Source organism: Gallintestinimicrobium propionicum (genome assembly GCF_025567525.1).
GTDB lineage: Bacteria > Bacillota > Clostridia > Lachnospirales > Lachnospiraceae > Gallintestinimicrobium > Gallintestinimicrobium propionicum.
In genome coordinates this window covers 1-16,324 of sequence record NZ_JAOQJY010000031.1, presented here as the reverse complement: position 1 = coordinate 16,324, position 16,324 = coordinate 1, and the positions used below count along the sequence as shown (strand labels likewise).

At 46.9% G+C, this 16,324-nt stretch carries 14 protein-coding genes and 1 pseudogene; 3 read left to right on the top strand and 12 right to left on the bottom strand.

All coding sequences use genetic code 11. The features are described from left to right. Window positions 1-76 precede the first annotated feature (76 nt). From OCV62_RS16710 to OCV62_RS16695, 4 genes are all read right to left on the bottom strand, one after another. On the bottom strand, window positions 77-907 hold the full coding sequence (locus OCV62_RS16710) for a phage antirepressor Ant (protein WP_002576413.1): 831 nt from the start codon (window positions 905-907) through the stop codon (window positions 77-79). 581 nt (window positions 908-1,488) lie between these two features. Further along, the gene (locus OCV62_RS16705; RefSeq protein ID WP_003526283.1) at window positions 1,489-2,700 is read right to left on the bottom strand and encodes a tyrosine-type recombinase/integrase; all 1,212 of its coding nucleotides are present in this window, start codon (window positions 2,698-2,700) and stop codon (window positions 1,489-1,491) included. 147 nt (window positions 2,701-2,847) lie between these two features. Beyond that, window positions 2,848-4,065, bottom strand: coding sequence for a tyrosine-type recombinase/integrase (locus OCV62_RS16700; RefSeq protein WP_262588087.1), 1,218 nt, complete (start codon window positions 4,063-4,065; stop codon window positions 2,848-2,850). Between the two features lie 84 nt (window positions 4,066-4,149). Beyond that, window positions 4,150-4,380, bottom strand: coding sequence for a helix-turn-helix domain-containing protein (locus OCV62_RS16695; RefSeq protein WP_008728422.1), 231 nt, complete (start codon window positions 4,378-4,380; stop codon window positions 4,150-4,152). A 694-nt stretch (window positions 4,381-5,074) separates the two neighbouring features. Here OCV62_RS16695 and OCV62_RS16690 point away from each other — a divergent pair. After that, the gene (locus OCV62_RS16690) at window positions 5,075-5,449 is read left to right on the top strand and encodes a helix-turn-helix domain-containing protein (RefSeq protein WP_004797313.1); all 375 of its coding nucleotides are present in this window, start codon (window positions 5,075-5,077) and stop codon (window positions 5,447-5,449) included. 59 nt (window positions 5,450-5,508) lie between these two features. On the opposite strand, the gene OCV62_RS16685 is transcribed toward OCV62_RS16690, so the two are convergent. From OCV62_RS16685 to OCV62_RS16655, 7 genes are all read right to left on the bottom strand, one after another. Then, the gene (locus tag OCV62_RS16685) at window positions 5,509-5,934 is read right to left on the bottom strand and encodes an RNA polymerase sigma factor (protein WP_195476867.1); all 426 of its coding nucleotides are present in this window, start codon (window positions 5,932-5,934) and stop codon (window positions 5,509-5,511) included. A 466-nt stretch (window positions 5,935-6,400) separates the two neighbouring features. Next, entirely contained in the window at window positions 6,401-6,772 is a 372-nt protein-coding gene (locus OCV62_RS16680) for a metal-dependent transcriptional regulator (RefSeq protein ID WP_069432435.1), read from the bottom strand. Between the two features lie 11 nt (window positions 6,773-6,783). Continuing rightward, on the bottom strand, window positions 6,784-8,493 hold the full coding sequence (locus OCV62_RS16675; protein ID WP_262588082.1) for an ABC transporter ATP-binding protein: 1,710 nt from the start codon (window positions 8,491-8,493) through the stop codon (window positions 6,784-6,786). After that, window positions 8,486-10,249: an ABC transporter ATP-binding protein gene (locus OCV62_RS16670; protein ID WP_195476865.1), complete on the bottom strand. Its 1,764-nt coding sequence runs from the start codon at window positions 10,247-10,249 to the stop codon at window positions 8,486-8,488. The genes OCV62_RS16675 and OCV62_RS16670 overlap by 8 nt, the downstream gene beginning before the upstream one ends. Before the next feature lie 3 nt (window positions 10,250-10,252). After that, window positions 10,253-11,725, bottom strand: a complete 1,473-nt coding sequence (locus OCV62_RS16665; protein WP_069432438.1) for an ABC transporter ATP-binding protein — start codon at window positions 11,723-11,725, stop codon at window positions 10,253-10,255. Further along, window positions 11,722-12,447 (bottom strand): energy-coupling factor transporter transmembrane component T, encoded by a 726-nt coding sequence (locus OCV62_RS16660; RefSeq protein WP_007705904.1) that lies wholly within the window; start codon window positions 12,445-12,447, stop codon window positions 11,722-11,724. The genes OCV62_RS16665 and OCV62_RS16660 overlap by 4 nt, the downstream gene beginning before the upstream one ends. Further along, window positions 12,444-13,034 carry an MptD family putative ECF transporter S component gene (locus OCV62_RS16655; RefSeq protein ID WP_007705906.1) on the bottom strand — a complete coding sequence of 197 codons (591 nt, stop codon included), beginning with the start codon at window positions 13,032-13,034 and terminating at the stop codon, window positions 12,444-12,446. The genes OCV62_RS16660 and OCV62_RS16655 overlap by 4 nt, the downstream gene beginning before the upstream one ends. 207 nt (window positions 13,035-13,241) lie before the next feature. Here OCV62_RS16655 and OCV62_RS16650 point away from each other — a divergent pair, with 207 nt between their 5' ends. After that, the gene (locus OCV62_RS16650; RefSeq protein WP_009272641.1) at window positions 13,242-14,210 is read left to right on the top strand and encodes an AraC family transcriptional regulator; all 969 of its coding nucleotides are present in this window, start codon (window positions 13,242-13,244) and stop codon (window positions 14,208-14,210) included. Window positions 14,211-14,245: 35 nt separating this feature from the next. Here the strand turns inward: OCV62_RS16650 and OCV62_RS16645 are convergent. Continuing rightward, window positions 14,246-14,512 (bottom strand): annotated as a pseudogene (locus OCV62_RS16645) (TnpV protein); the annotation flags it as partial. Between the two features lie 117 nt (window positions 14,513-14,629). On the opposite strand from OCV62_RS16645, the gene OCV62_RS16640 reads away from it, so the two are divergent. Continuing rightward, a complete protein-coding gene (locus tag OCV62_RS16640) occupies window positions 14,630-16,204 on the top strand; it encodes an IS1182 family transposase (RefSeq protein WP_118762430.1) in 1,575 nt (524 codons plus the stop codon). The last annotated feature ends 120 nt before the right edge of the window (window positions 16,205-16,324 follow it).

Here is a 16,324-nt window from a genome sequence, read left to right as displayed (position 1 = left end):
TCCTCCCGTCGATGGTATTTGCCGGTATCCTGCATCATGCGTTCAAACGCCTGAAGGCGTCCCTCTGTAAAAAGCGTCATTCGATCACACCCCATTTCTTAAACAACTTGAAGAGATGATTCTTTCCCTTGCAGGTCACTCTCGTCTGCTGCACCAGTTTTCCGCTTCTGCCGTAGCAATCCCGGACAATAAAATAGCCCCTTGCAGATTTGTCTGCAAAAGGCATCAGCCAGCCGCTTGGACTGCGGTACAGATAGCGGTGATCCAGTAAGAGAGCTACTGCCGTCTTCTCTGGGATTCCGATTTCCTTACAGAAATTCCGGATGCAGGTGCAGTCCTCCGAATTTACAAAGGTGTCGAAGTAGTCTGCCTTGGGCTGTGCCGCATCCAGCTGTTTGCGGATACCCTCAAGCTGCTCCCTCTCGGCTACAAGCTCCTGTGCCAGGGTGTAGATGACCTCCGGATGCTGAATCACCTGATCCAAAATGGAATCGCTCATATACACACCATGCTTGCGAATGGAAGGAAGAACTTCATCAAACACCCAGTGTTCAAATCGTTCTGCCGATGGCAGCTTGCTGTGAACGATCAGCCGGTAAACATCGCCTTCTGTGATAAAGGAGATTTCAACGACCTGCTCTCCAGCATCTCCATACTGATTCACCTTCTGAACGACCCCCTCGCGTTTCGTTAGGGGGCCTCTGCAATGGCGTTTCACTGCGGCGTAGGGATTCACATACCCCAACGCTTTCGCCACATCGCTTGCACAGAAGAAGGTCTTGCCCGCCTCTTGCAACACGCGGATCGAACCAAACTCCTGGTTCTCAAACACCTCCATCATCTGCCTTGACTGTCCGCCATGACTGCCCACATCGGTGTCATGGGTCTTCTGATTGAAATCCGTCATACCTGTTACCTCCTGCTCAAATTTGTCTCGCCGGATTTCGGGCGAAAAAAATAGAGCCTCGACCCATTCTCGTTTTCAAAGAATGAGCCAAGGCTCTATGTAACAGGATACCTGATATTAAATTTTTGCAGAATTCGTCAGAACTCGCCAAACGAACCTGACACTGTTTTTCATTCCGTTTCAGCCGGATTTTTGCCGAAAATCTGTCAAGGATATGGGGCTAATTTCCCCTCCAAAATGGCCTTCTGTAAACCCATTTTCCCACCCATTAGGCTCAAAAATAGGCCGTAAACCCATGGTAAACCCATCAAAATGGGGTAATTTGAAGTCAAATTTCCTCAAATTTCACCATCGGAATCAGGCGATTTCAGGCATAGAAAAAGCCCGGAAAATGGCGTATTTCCGGGCTTTTTTAGCATTATTAAGCTGTAGATTATCGCTTGCTGAACTGCGGAGCGCGACGAGCTGCTTTGAGACCGTACTGCGCGAGTTTTTGAGCTGTTTTCCCTTGATACTCCGGGCTTTTCCGGCTTTCTGCCTCTCAGTTATCCGGTGTGCGGACCATAAAAAACGGCCTTTTTTCATTCAGCAATAGCCTGATGAAACGCACCATTTACTACCCCAAACAGCTCCTCTGGTTTATTGTACTTCACTTTTGCATAGATGTCCATAGTTGTTTTGCTGTTTTCGTGTCCGGCAAGGTATTGGACGGTCTTTGGATCAACACCAGCATAGAGAAGATTGGTAATGTAAGTGTGTCGCAGCTGATGCGGGGTTACATCAAAGTCCAGCGTATATCTGATTTTGGGTTGATTTTTCTGGGTCATGCCCAGCGTTGGGGTAACCGTGTATTTGATGCTCTGCCCATTCACATACTTATAATAGTTCCGGGGCTTAGTGGAGCGGACAACGACATATTGCCACACTCTTTGAAACTGCGAAGCAGCCAGCGGCTCCCCTTTGCTGTCAGCAATCACATAATCTGATATGGAATTTTCTTTCGTTTCTCTCAGACAATCCACCAAACACTTCGGTATCGGAATATCCCTTTTTGCCGCCGGAGTCTTTAGCACCGTAGAAATCACGGGTCTGTTATGCTCTGTACGCCATGCCCGCCTCACCGATAGATAAGGTGTATCCTCGTCCAGAAATACACAATCCCATTGCAGTGCAAGAATTTCTTCCCGACGCAGACCGGAATACAAACCGAGCATAATAAACAAATATGGAGGAAGTCCCTTGACTGTATCCAGAAGCACGGCTACCTGCTGATCTGTCAATGCCTCCTTCTTTTTTGTCGGTTTTCCGCCTTTACCGGATATTCCCGCACAGGGATTGTGTTCAAGAATTTGGTTTCTCTCTGCCGCATAAAAAATGCACTTGAGTAGCATATTGACCTTATTGTATAAGCCTTCCGATTTCTTTGACAATGGAACAAGCGCCAGCCGAATATCGTCAGCGGTCACTTCTTCCATATACATCTCTCCCAGAGGTTTTATGATATAGTTTGTCATATCCCTCGTATAACCTCTGAGTGTAGACGCAGACACCTTTGCCGACTGCATCAGCAGCCACTTCTCTCCATACTCGGCTACTGTCGGGTGCTGCCGGTGAAAGATAATTTCTTCCACCTGCTTCCGGGCCTCTAACTGCTTCTCATACAATTCTTCACAAGTTGCGGCATACAAACTCAACTCTTTGCCATCTGCATCCGTAATCCTGGTTCTGTAATACTGGATTCCTTTCAATGTAATGGTCCCGTACTTCGGGATCTGTGTTTTCTTTTTTGCCATCTTTGATCGTCCTTTCTTGATAATGTGTAGTCTCCGTATCTACACTCTCTTTTTATCAGAAAGCCTCGATTTAATCAAAGATACGGCTGAGGTAAAACAAAGAGCGAGACATCCTTGCCTCGCTCCTGCTTCATTTCCTATTTGTTATTACTGTGCTGCATCCCAGCTTGCAAACGCACAGTTCATTGATCTGACCAGCTTATCTGGTCTGTTGTACTTAACCTTTGCATAAATGTCCATGGTAATCTTGCTGCTTTCATGGCCTGCCAGGTATTGAACCGTTTTGGGATCTACCGATGCATGAATGAGATTGGTAATGTAAGTATGCCGCAGCTGATGGGGTGTTACTTCAAAGTCCAGACTGTAAACCACTTTTCCGTTATGAGCAGCCTTTTCTCCCAAGACAGGTGTGACAGTATGCTTTACTCTTTTTCCATCTTCATACCGATAATAGCTCCGCTCCTTGACCGTCCTCGTAACAATATACTGCCAAAGTCGCTTAAACTGCGTGTAGGACAGCGGTTCGCCATCCCGGTTTGAAACCACATACTCCGAAGTCGAAGTTTCCTTTGCTGCTTTCAAACACTCAGCCAAGCAAACAGGAAGGGGGATATTTCTCTCCGCAGCCTTGGTTTTCAATTCATCCGAAATCACAGGTCTGTTATGTTCGGTGTGCCATGCCCGTCTTACCGTCAGATATGGAGTATCTGTATCCAGATATACTGAATCCCATTGCAGAGCAAGAATTTCTTCCCGGCGTAGCCCTGCATATAAACCAATCATGACAAAGACATAAGGCGGCAAATCTCGGATAGCATCCAAAAGGCGCTCCACCTGTTCATCTGTCAAAGCCTGACGATCCTCTTGTGGAACACCGCCACCTTTTGTTGTCAGATAAATCGTTGGGTTGTGGTCAATAATCCTACTTTCCATCGCTGCGCGAAAGATAGATTTGTAAAGGATTACCACAGATTTATAAACCGATGCAGATTTTTTGGAAACCGGAACAAGGGCAAGCTGAATATCATCCAGGCTAACCTCACCCATCCGTTTATCTCCCAATTCCGCTATAATATGCCGCCTAACCTTTGAGGTGTAATCCGTCAAAGTAGTAGCTCGTACATGAACCGACTGCATCAACAGCCACTTTTCACAATACTCTGCAACTGTGGGCGTTTTCCGATGAAAAGTGGCATTCTCAATCTGTTCCAACGCAAGCGTTTCTTTGTTGTATAGTTCTTCAGGTGTTTTTGCGTAGATAGCTACGAGCTTACCATTCGCGTCTTTGATTCTGGTCCTATAATATAGGACACCTCTTTTCATAACTGTGCCATATTGAGGAAGCATTATTTTTCTATTTGCCAATTTCTCCACCTCCTAAGAATATACTCCAGCGCTGTATCTATGTTTTATCAGACCATTATGATTTCGACAAGGATACGGACCGGCTCACACTCCAGCTCTGCGAGGTTTACGATAAGTTGCGTTCTTTTCTGCTGGCTTTGCTCTGTGGGTGCATTTTGCGATATACTCCTGAAGGCCCGCTGAGGTAAAGTACACACAGCCATTCTGCACATATTGCACATAAGAAATAAGACCATTGTTACGGGCCGCGTCCAGCGTTGCAATGCTGATACCCAAAATTTCTGCTGCTTCTTTTCGCGTAATAAGTTTTTCCATAAAGCATATTTCCTCCAATCCGTCAAGTTTGTCATCGTGTTTGTTCAAAATCACATGAATACGCTGGCAGCCGAAACCACCAGCGCATGGTATCTGATTTTGAACAGAAAGCGGCAAACGCTTCCTATTTATATTTCTCAGCTTTCGTCACATTTGCCACGCCCCCTGACGATAGGAACACAACAGGTCTCCGCTGGCGCGGCTGTCATAACTCCGCAGCATCGTTCGTATCGTGTGCCGCAGGGTTCCCCCCAAGTCTTTGGCGGGCCGTGAGGAAGTATCTTTAAGCCCCCGCGCCCTCATCGCGCCGGATGTGCCACCATCCGGGTCACAGAGACGTTGATCGCTCCGAAACAGCTTGTCCATCACCTCCTGGCTGCTCCATCTTCGCGGCGTCCTGCACTCGCTCATGCGCGGGTTATGTACCTGTTCTGCCGTGTATTCAGTTGTCAAAGGTCAGCGAAAGAAAAGCTCCTTCTTGACAGCCATGACAAAAACAGGCGATTTGTCCTGTCTGTACTGCGATTTATTTGAAAAAATATTTTGCCTTGTCCCTTCATAGAAGCTGCGGACAGCGCCATCTCCTTACAAGCACAACAAAATAGGTACTATCGTACTCAAAAACGCCTTTTATGAGGTTCTTCCTGCAAGGAAATGGGCACGATAAAATATGATAAAGGAGACGATAGTGCCTATGGAACTGATAAAAGAGCTGGGACGAAGGATACAAAAAGCGCGTAAGGAAAAAGGATTGACGCAGCAGGAACTCGCAGATCTGAGCCACGTTTCTCTAAAGCACGTTCAAGGCTGCGAAAGAGGGGTGAAGAATCCTTCTTTTGAGGTTCTGCGCGCTTTTTGCAAAGTCTTGAATTTATCTTTAGATTCCCTGATGAATCTCGATCTGCCTGAAGATGAGCAAGCCGCCAACGATATGCGGCAGCTTTACCTTTCGTGCCCTCCGGCTGCCAGAAAAGTGCTGTTAAACTCGACCCGTGCGTTGACTGATGAGCTAAAAGAGATGGTGCAGACGGCTGGGGTTGACCCAGATGAACATTTAGAGAATAAGTAAGCCGGTGGAGGAATAAAAACCTCCACCGGCTCTCTTTTTGCCGCTATGCGGCGGTCAGGTTATTGGGCCGTATCCAGCAACCGCGCCAGCTTCTTCAGTCCGCGCCGGATGCTCTCCCACACGCGGCGGCGGTCAGCACCCTCGATCCGGGCGATCTCGGCCACCGTCATGCCCAGGTAAAACCGGGCGTAGATACGCCGGGCCTGGATGTCGGTCAGCTGCATCAGCGCGGCATACACTTCCTCCCGCAGCAGCTTCTGCTCCAGGACTTCCGCCGGGGTGAGTGGCCGGTTGAGGGCATCGTTTTCAATGCCATCCTCCCGGTTCAGAGAGTAGTGAGCCTTGTGCCGGAACTTCCGGCGTTCATAGGCGGCATCGTCCTGCTCCTGGCCCCGTATCGCGGCCACAACTTCCTCGGCCACGTCTACAAAGACATCGGTTTTATACACATCGGGATACAGTTCCCGAAGATTGATTTTCTGCATTATGTACCTCCATTTCGATTCACGGGTTGACGGGTGAACCGAAATGAAGGCGGTGAGCGACACCTTTCGAGGAAATTCCCGAAAAAACGACAAGCAAAAGCGCCAGCATCCGAAGAACGGCGGCTGGCGCTGCTAAAAAAGGACTTATGACGCTTATGGACCAGCCACGATAGTGCCTGTTCATAAGCAGATGGAGGCCGGTTGACGGTTAGGCTTTTTTTGGCAGGTAAATCCCTGCCGAATTATGTCGAAGCGGTCTTTGCTTCACGGCGGCTCCCTCCTAAAGCCGCCGTGTCAGCGTATAGGCGTCACTCCTTTGTCGAGGGCATAAGGAACGGCGGCCTTGATGTTACTCAAAACCGCCGCAGTACCCTGAAAATCCATTATGGGCGCACGAAGCTACCTGCCCTGCAACGGTTTTTTTCTTTCCCCGTCTGTCGGGGCAGGATCGCTTGGCATATTCAGTTTAGTCTTGCTCCTGTGCAGCTGCCTCCTTCAGCCGCAAAAAGCTCTCGTCGCTAATGATGTGTTCAATCCGGCAGGCGTCGGCCTCCGCAGTTTCAGGGTCAACGCCCGCTACGATAAGCTGCTCAGTGAAAAAGCAATGGCGCTCGTAGATTTTTTCGGCAACTGCCCGGCCTACATCGGTCAGGTGCAGGAAATAGTCGCTGTCCATCGTGAGAAAGCCGCCGTCTCGCAAGGTAGCCACTGCATGGCACACACTGGGCTTTGACACCTCCATGTGCCGGGCCACATCTACGGAGCGTACCATACCGAGTTTCTTTTGAAGAACAAGAATGGTTTCCAGATAGTCCTCCCCGGACGCATGAAGTTTCATTAAGACCTCCCTTATGCAGATAATTTCTGTTCGGCGTTCCACATGGCCGCATACTTTCCGCCTTTAGCCAGCAATTCATCGTGAGTACCGGCTTCAGCAATCTTTCCGCCAGATACCACAAGGATTTGATCTGCATTTTTGACGATGGAAAGGGTATGAGCAATCATTACCACAGTCTTTTTCTCTTTCAGCAGATTGGCGATGGCCTGCTTTACTGCCAGCTCGTTCTCGATGTCAAGGGACGCTGTTGCCTCATCCAAAAGCAGGATTGGGCTGTTTTTCAGGATAGCGCGGGCGATTGAAATTCGCTGACGCTCACCGCCAGAAAGAAGGTTTCCGTTTTCGCCAGTCGGCGTATCGTAGCCCTTTTCCATCTTGCGGATGAAGCCGCCACAGTTGGCCTCCCGGCAGGCGGCTTCGATTTCCTCATCCGTGGCTTCGGGGCGGGCGTGCCGGATATTCTCACGAATGGTATCATCAAAGAGAAATACATCCTGATCTACCATAGAGATTTGTTCCAGTACACGCTCGGCAGCTATATGGTTTATAGGTTTACCACCAATGGAAATTGTTCCGCCTGTTGCCTCGTAATATTTTGCAATCAAATTCAGAATGGTAGATTTGCCGGAACCGGAGTCCCCGACAATGGCCGTGAGCTTCTGGTCTGGCACTGTAAAGGTGGCGTGTTTCAGCACCGGCTCTCCGGGCACATAGGAAAAGTCCACACTATCGAAGGTAATCTCATGGGTAGCTATCTGAAGCGGCTCCATACTGCCAGTTTCCTCCGGCTCGTTCATTACACCCAGGATTTTGTTTTTGGAGATCATCAGGTTTTTATAACTTGTCAGGTCTACAAAAATAGAGTTTGCCAGCTTTGCACAGAACAGGGGCAGCATACAAATCAAAAGGTAGTCCACCGTGTTCAGTGTCCCTGCGACCCAGGGTGCATAGGCCATCAAGATAACCAGCGGGCAGGACAGCCAACTCAAAATACCAAAGACCGCACCAATAGGAAGCACTTTTGATTCGTACACAAAGCTGATCCGACAGAACTCCCGCATAGCGTTGATAACGGTTTTATTCTTCAAACCACCTACGCCATAGGCCCGGAAAGTTTGAATACCAGACACATACTCCACAATGCTGCTGACATTCTCTGCACAAATATCATTCTTTTCTTTACCATACTTCCGAACCATACGGAAGGAAAGCCACAGTCCAGGGATCAAAAGCAAGTCGGCAATCAGCAGAATAATTCCGGCAGGCACATAAATGGTCATCACAAAAATAATCAGCATGAGCGAAAGTGCAAAACTCTTTGCCATATCACCGATTTTATGGGTCAGGATTTTTTCATAGTTGTTTACATCGCTTGTGATGGTATTGATATAATCGCCGGTCTGTCCCTGGGTAAACCGGGAAAGCGGGATACGCTTCAAATGGTCGCCCATAAAGAGGCGGGTATTCTTGCTGACCTCTGCACCGCCGATCTGCGCTTTGGTATAGCCATAGCTGTAAATCAAGATACGAAGAAGAAAAACCACCGCGATCACACAGGTCAGAACCAGGACACGGTTCATGTCAAATTGTCCCGACCACAAAAACTGCATGACAGAGTAAAGCAGCATAAACAGGCTGCCGGAGAGAAGCCCTTCCAGAACAGTCCCGCCAACGCCAATATAAAAATTGCGGTTCTTTTTCAATACATCATGCTCACTCATGCTGCTCGCCTCCCTCCAACTGATAAGTAATATTCCGGGCTGTTTCGTAGTCCTCCCACGCCTTCCGATAGTAAGCATTGTTCTTTCGGACTTCCTCATGGGTTCCGACACAGGTAATTGTGTGATTTTCAACCACTGCTACACGCTCGCACATCTTCAACGCGCTCAAACGATGGGCTACCACAATGACAGTCTTTCCCTTACAGAGATTTTGAATGGCTTTGTCAATCTCCATCTGATTTTCCGGGTCAGAGGCGCTTGTGGCCTCGTCTAAGATCAAAATGGGGGCATTCTTCAGGATAGCGCGGGCAATGGCAATCCGCTGTTTTTCACCGCCGGAGAAGCGAGAGCCGAAGCTGCCCACCTTCGTGTCATATCCATCCGGCAAAGACATGATGAAATCATCAATCTGCGCCTCTTTTGCGGCGGTCCGTACTTTTTCCAGAGTGGCGTTACTGCCCATGCGGATATTTTCTAAAACGCTGTCACGGGTCAGGAAGGTCTTTTGGAACACAATGGCGACATTTTTTAGGATAGTATCATAATTAAGTTCCTTTACATTTTTCCCGCCAATCAGCACTTCGCCCTCCTGCACATCATAGAACCGAGAAATCAGCTCAATCACGGTACTTTTACCGGCACCAGACTGTCCCACAAGGGCCATGCGTTCACCATCTTTAATTTTGAGATTAACGCCTTGCAGTACATCGGTCTTGCCATCATAGGAAAACCGAACATTCCGAAGTTCAATATCGTGATTTTGGGGAAAGTCCGCTCCACCCTCATAAATTGGAATATCCAATATCTCTTTGGTCTTAGTAACAGCGTTCAGCACATTGGCAAAATTAGTCCCCAGTTCCTGTAGGGGGCGTATTTCCGTCAGATACATGGAACCTACATAGACGAACAGCAAAAATGCGCTGGCCGCCAGTGAGCCTTTGAGGAAAAACATTCCGCCGATTGGAACCATCAGCAACATCCCACATTCGATGATAACAACAAATGCCGCATAAGGTGGCCCCATGCGCCGGGAAGTTTCATTCCACATGGCGTTTTCTTCCTGGATAGCGTCTGAAAACTTTTGAAACGATTTGCTCCCCATGTTATAGGCTTTAATCAATTTCATACCGCTGATGTACTCAATCATAACCGAGTTCAGTGTGGTAATGGAGCGATTGGCCCGTTCCATCAGGTCATCCGTGTTGCGGAACATCATCCCCATTACAACAACAGCAAGGATCAGCGGAACCAGGGAAATCAATGCCAGAGGAATATTGACGGTCATCAGGTAAATAAAGATGACTACCGGCCCAACCAGATAGCACACAAGGTCAGGAAGGTTATGGGCCAGGAACAACTCCAGCTTTTCAATATCTTCATTCAGAATCGTTTTTATATCCCCGGTGCGCCGTTCATTCAAGGCCCCCAAAGGCGCTCTGGCCATGTGTTCCGCAACCATGCAGCGCACTTTGAACAGTGCGCCGTATGCGCCTTTATGGGCTGCCACGCCGGAACAGCCGAATAATGCAAAACGCAGGGTAACAGCGGCGGCAATCATTGCCACAGTCTGTACCACAAGTTCTTTTGTGCAGGCATTGTTAAATGTGGCATCCATCAGCCTGTAAATCCCAATATACGGAACAATAATGCAAAGCCCACTGCACATGGACAGCAGGATTGCCAGGAACAGCCAGATTTTCTGGCCTCCGGCCCAATGGAGCAGCAGTGCTACTCTGTTTTCTTTTTTCTGCTTCATAGACTACCTCTCCTTTCCATCTGAAACAGAGAACAGCTCTCTCAATTTCGGGAGGGCATCCATTGTAACTGGTACATCATCGGGCATTTCTCCCTCGTCAAAATGCAGGACACGTGAGCAGGTACGGCAGACAAATTCAAAATCGTGGGTGACAATGAAAATGACTTTTCCCATATTGGATAATCGCCGGATCAATCCTGCAACCTGCGTCATACTGTCAAAGTCAAGGCCGCTGGTCGGTTCATCAAATACAAGCAAGTCTTTCCCACAAATCATGCTGACAGCTACAGCTACTCGTTGCTTTTGACCGCCGGAAAGCGTGTTTGGATGTTGTTCTCGATATGGGGAAAGTCCCAGTTCTTCCAAAGTTGCATTTACCAGCGTTTGGTCTGGATTTCGGATGCCAAAGGAACATTCTGCTTCTACGCTGTCAGCGAAAAGCTCATAGTTCACATCCTGCATGACCATATAAGAGCGTTGCAGCCTTTCCTTACACTCAATCGGCTTGCTTTCCCACAAAAATTGTCCATCGCAGTCTTTGTGAAGCCCACAGAGAGCGCGAGAAAATGTAGTCTTTCCGGCTCCATTGTGGCCGACCACGCCAATCACTTCACCCTTTCCTGCGGATAAGCCAATATCATGCAAAATGGTTCGCTTCTTGTAACGGAGCGTCACATTCCGTAGCTCTAATACCGGGATAGGGGCAATCGAGTGGGGTTTAGGTGGGAACACCGCCCGAAGATCAACTGCCCGCAGGCCCATGCGTTCACGCTCCTGTTCCGACAGCTGTCGAAATTCTTCCGGGGTATAAATCCCTTTGATTTCTCCTTTTTCCAGATAAACAATTCGGTCGGCCAGTTCCATCAGGTAGTACAGCCGGTGTTCTGCTATCAAAACCGTTTTGCCCTGCTTTTTTATCAGCCGCAAATGCTCTCTCAACTCCTGAATGGAAGTCATATCCAAATTGGAGGACGGTTCATCCAGCAAATAAATCTGTGGGTTCATGGCATAAACAGAAGCGAAGGCGATTTTCTGCTTTTCACCGCCGGACAACTCAAAAATATTCCGGTTCCGCAGCTTTTGAATACGCAGATCGTCGGCTGTCTGTTCCACTCGCTCTATCAGCTCTTGTGGAGGACGAGCCTCGTTCTCAATGCCAAAGGCGATCTCGCTGTCTGTGTCCACATTGAAAAACTGTGTCCGTGGATTTTGGAAAACGGAGCCGACCTTAGCGGCAATCTGATACATAGGGATATTGCTGATTTCCTGACCATCTACCAGCACACGGCCATGAAGTTCCCCTTGATAAAATTGAGGAATTAAGCCGTTCACCAGCCGTGTGATCGTTGTCTTTCCGCACCCACTGCGGCCACAGAACAGGACACATTCTCCGTCCGAAATTTTCAAATTGATGTCATGCAGCCCGCCATGTTCCTGTCCTGTATAGGAAAACGATACATTTTCAAACTCAATCAACCGATCACACCTCCCCGCACACATAATTCAAAAATCAGATAAGCTACGGCAACGGTCATGACGCCCCAATCGGCAGCTCCGCATTTTATCTGGACAAGGCAGGTGCGTGGATTGGGATTTTCAATTCCACGGGTGACAGAAGCAACAGAAAGATCATCCGCTGCTTTTGAAGCTGCCATCAACAAAGGCACATAAATACACTCAACTGTCATGCCCGGATGTGCTAAAAAGCTCGCCAGAGAAGGTGAAACATCTCTCATCCGCATAGCGTCCTTGATATAGCGCCAGTCCTCTTGAATAGTTGGAATGTACCGTAGCATAACTGCCATAGGAATTACTAACTTTTTGGGTGCGTGGACACGGTTCATAGCAGACAGGAACTCATTGACTTTTGTAGTAGTCAGAACAATCCCGGCCAAGGTTCCGCACGCATATACCTTATGAAACAATCCTAAAAAGGCAATAAACATTGTCCGCAGCGTGCCTGTCATTTCTGCCATGATCCAAACTGTCAGGGCACAGATGACCGCATAAAAGCATACAGCCTTAATGACATATTTCCACTTTCCAAAGAAAGCCCCCAATACCGCAATCAGCATAACAAGGACAAATTGATATGCAAGTGAAGGAGCAAACATGGACGATAAAACACACATAAGAATAAGAAAGAGCTTGGCCCGTGGGTCGAGCCAAAGCCCTTTCTTGTGGCGTTTACCGCTCATGCTGTAATACCTGCTTTTTCAAACTGCTTTTTCAGCATTTTGCAGCCTACAAAGGCGCTGATCGCAGATGTAATAATAGCAGCGGCAAACATGGCAATCAGAATGCCGGTGTTAGCGGTTGCCTGCATGGTGTCGATGTAGCTCTGTTCGGTTCCATTACCCAGCATTGTCTGCGCCCAGCCGTTGGGGTCAGCAAAGAAAACGATATACGATCCAGTACCGCCGAGGGAAAACAGGATGTAAGACAGACTGTTGAGTTTCTTGCTTTTGTATTGCCCTGCACCAGCAACAAAGTCCGCGACAATCGCCATAATCAGATAGCCCAATGCAAAAGCCCAGTGCATACCGGTCACGAACCAAATAATACCCATGATAACGCCCATTATAGAAAGGCTCCAACGCTTATGTACTTTTGCAATCAGCAAAAGATAAATGGGGCCAGCAAGCAGCCCACCTCCTGCTGGCATGAAAAAAGTAAGTACAGGATTCGTTGCAAAAAAGACACCGCCCACCAATACAAAAACAAATAACAGTGCAGTAAAAATACCTGTTGTTACAAGGTCTTTCACTGTCAGACCTTTGTTCATAGAATTTACTTGATTACTCATTTTGACCTCCTACCTTTCATTGTCTTGACTCGACAAGTGGTTTGTGATATTCTTCGGTTAGATAGTTCTAACCACTGTCTAATACAATACGCATTTATCGAACAACATTCAATAGGTCCCGGCGATGTTCGTCTGTTCCTTTCAAAAGTTCGTCTAATCGTTGCAAAAAGGAGGCGGTCTGTTTTCATGTCTGAAATTATTGACCAGTTTTATACACCGTTGCTGATTGAACACGGTTTTATCCATGACCCAGACAACCAGCAATATGGGGCATTAGGTGACTGCTGGAAACTTTCTCCCGAAGTTGGAGAAGGCTCCTACTGGACTTATGGACAGAAAGACCTATATGATATTAAAATCCACAACTTTTCCTTCCACGAAGATTTCATGTTGGAATGTTCCCTGCCGGAATGTCTGAGTATCACTCGGTATGACTCTATTTCCGGGGAGGAATTATCTCCATACCGTAGGCTGTCTGCCGGTTGTATCAAAACATTTATTGGAGGCTACGCTCCATACAAGGCTTTGATACATAAAAATATTCCAATCCGTTCGGTTGGGATTGAGATTGCACCGGCATATTATGAGGACTACCTGAAAAAACTGTACCCAGAGGCACAGATCAATCCTGTGGATGCATTTCGGAAGATCGACCAAACTTCCGACTTTCCAGAAATGTCACGGTTACTCACAGAAATCAAAGACTATCGCGGGGAAGGGATTGCCGCAAAACTTTTTTATGAGGGTAAAGTCGCAGAAGCTGTTTCAATGGTGGTGGAATATCAGAAGAAACATCCTGATAAACCAGCCCATAAGCTCTCTCAACAGGATATTGAAAATCTCCAAATAGTTGCCGCTTATCTTAGCGATCACTATGCTTTTGATATTCCTCTGGAACGGCTAACACAGATTGCCTGCATGGGAACAACAAAGCTCAAAAGCTGTTTTAAGAAATACTACGACTGCACCATCACGGAATATGTTCAACAGCGGCGCATGAGCCAAGCAGAATATCTGCTGGCATATACAGAGCTGACAGTCGGGCAAGTTGCCCAAACAGTAGGCTATTCCACTTCAAGCCGATTTGCAGAATTATTCCGAAAAAGCACGGGATTGTTGCCATTAGAGTACAGAAAAAACGCACAGCGAAAGTAAAATGAGCGCCAGGGGGAACTCTGGCGCTCACATGATTATTGAAATATCAACTCTTGAAAAATAGTTTCCTCCACCTGCACTTTCAGCGTGTTCATCAGCCCCACCCAGCGCATGGGGTCACGGGCTTTCAGTTCCTCGGTGACGCCTGCCGCCCCCATCATACGAGGCAGCATGGCGTCCATTCGTTCATGCGCCGCCCGGTCAATCTCCAACAGGTGCGGGTACAGCTTTTCGCTCAAAATCAAGCTGCTGTAAAGGCTGGGCCGGTGTTCTTTCAGGTAGCGTTGCCGCATACGGCCATACATTTCTGATAATATTGGCAAGCAATGGGGCTGTGAAAAAATATAGCCTATAAAAAAAAGGACCAAGGATTCATAATGACTCCAAGGTCCTTCTTTTTGTGTTAAAATTAATCTGCAATGAAAAAAATAACACGTACTTATTCTAACCCAAAACAGGCAGTTTTGCCAATACTAATTCAAGATTATCTGGACATTTGTGATCCGGTGCTGACATTTGATCGATTTATGGGAGAAATCGATTTGGAGAAATACCTGAAGGAAATCCCGAAACATGAGGTGGGAAGACTTCGGTATAACCCGGTCAGTATGCTGAAAACAATCCTGTTCGGATTTATGACAAATGGATATGTCTCTCTTCGTGAGCTGGAAGACAGCTGCAAAGTGAATCTAAGGTTCATGTATCTGATGGATCATGAAGTCCCATCCTATCGGACTTTTGGATATTTTATCAATGAGATACTCAGCGATTCTATTGAGAAACTATTCTGTGATATCAATCAAAAAATTTTTGAGAAAGAACATACGGACCTGCAACATTTATATATTGACGGTTCTAAGTTTGAAGCCAACGCAAACAAGTATTCCTGGGTATGGAAGAAGGCGACTGAAAAATCCAGATACCGCCTGTTTGAGAAGATCACTTCCCTGTTTCAGGAAATTAATCTTGAGCTTCAATACACGGGGATAAAGTTCCGTATTAATACGGAATACTCGCCAGAATACCTAAAGGAAGCCGCATCGAAATACGTAGAAATCTGGCATTTGAATGAAACAACGTTTGTCGCTGGTAAAGGACATCGAAAGTCAGTCCAGCAGCGCCATTATGAAAAACTTAAGGAATATCTGTCAAAGCTGAATGAATATGTAGAAAAGATCCAAATCTGTGGAGATGGACGCAATAGCTATTCCAAGACTGATCATTCTGCTACTTTCATGCGAATCAAAAAGGACTATATGGGAAATGACCAGCTGCTCCCGGCGTATAATGTCCAGGTCGGTGTGGCGGATGAGTATATAGCGGTTGTTGATGTGAACCAATACCGTTCAGATATGGACTGTTTCATCCCCCTCATGAATAAGTTCCATGATATTTATGGATTCTACCCCAAATATCCGGTAGCGGATGCCGGTTACGGCTCGTATAATAACTATATTTTCTGTGAACAGAATGGGCTGGAAAAATATATGAAATTCCCAATGTTTAAGAAAGAAACCACTGACAAAAACTATCATGAAGACCCATTCCGGGCAGTTAATTTCAAGATCGACGGAGATGGAAAAATGCGGTGCCCTAACGGAAAGGGATTTCATTTGCAGTACCGTAAGGCAATAAAAGGAAACGCGTATGGACGGGAAGAGGAAATCTATCAGTGCGAAGACTGCAGTGGATGTCCTTATGCGGAAAAATGTAAAAAGGGAGAAGGAAACCGTACCGTGCGTGTCAATCAGGAACTAACAAAGATGCATCAGGAAGTGATTCAAAACCTTGAGAGTATCCAGGGGGCGCTGCTTAGAATGAACCGTTCCATCCAGGCAGAAGGTACTTTTGGTATTATAAAAAATGACCGGTGGTATAAACGGATTGTGCGAAGAGGGATAAAATCCGTTCAACTTGAAGTATACCTTGTTTCACTGGGACACAATCTTTATAAATTCCACAACAAACAGATGAAAATAAAATCAGTTGCATAGATTTGAAAATCAACAAATTTATGGGGTAAGGGGGAAATGCGCTTTTAGAGAGTACTTCGTTTATAATTTTTTAGTCTAAAAGAGCGTGTAAAAAATGATTTCTCGTTTTTTCACACGCCC

Bases quoted from the DNA above. Each gene is read 5' to 3' on its own strand.
- OCV62_RS16710 (WP_002576413.1), bottom strand. From the start codon at position 907: ATGACGGATTTCAATCAGAAGACCCATGACACCGATGTGGGCAGTCAT.
- OCV62_RS16705 (WP_003526283.1), bottom strand. From the start codon at position 2,700: ATGGCAAAAAAGAAAACACAGATCCCGAAGTACGGGACCATTACATTG.
- OCV62_RS16695 (WP_008728422.1), bottom strand. From the start codon at position 4,380: ATGGAAAAACTTATTACGCGAAAAGAAGCAGCAGAAATTTTGGGTATC.
- OCV62_RS16690 (WP_004797313.1), top strand. From the start codon at position 5,075: ATGGAACTGATAAAAGAGCTGGGACGAAGGATACAAAAAGCGCGTAAG.
- OCV62_RS16685 (WP_195476867.1), bottom strand. From the start codon at position 5,934: ATGCAGAAAATCAATCTTCGGGAACTGTATCCCGATGTGTATAAAACC.
- OCV62_RS16680 (WP_069432435.1), bottom strand. From the start codon at position 6,772: ATGAAACTTCATGCGTCCGGGGAGGACTATCTGGAAACCATTCTTGTT.
- OCV62_RS16675 (WP_262588082.1), bottom strand. From the start codon at position 8,493: ATGAGTGAGCATGATGTATTGAAAAAGAACCGCAATTTTTATATTGGC.
- OCV62_RS16670 (WP_195476865.1), bottom strand. From the start codon at position 10,249: ATGAAGCAGAAAAAAGAAAACAGAGTAGCACTGCTGCTCCATTGGGCC.
- OCV62_RS16660 (WP_007705904.1), bottom strand. From the start codon at position 12,447: ATGAGCGGTAAACGCCACAAGAAAGGGCTTTGGCTCGACCCACGGGCC.
- OCV62_RS16655 (WP_007705906.1), bottom strand. From the start codon at position 13,034: ATGAACAAAGGTCTGACAGTGAAAGACCTTGTAACAACAGGTATTTTT.
- OCV62_RS16650 (WP_009272641.1), top strand. From the start codon at position 13,242: ATGTCTGAAATTATTGACCAGTTTTATACACCGTTGCTGATTGAACAC.
- OCV62_RS16640 (WP_118762430.1), top strand. From the start codon at position 14,630: ATGAAAAAAATAACACGTACTTATTCTAACCCAAAACAGGCAGTTTTG.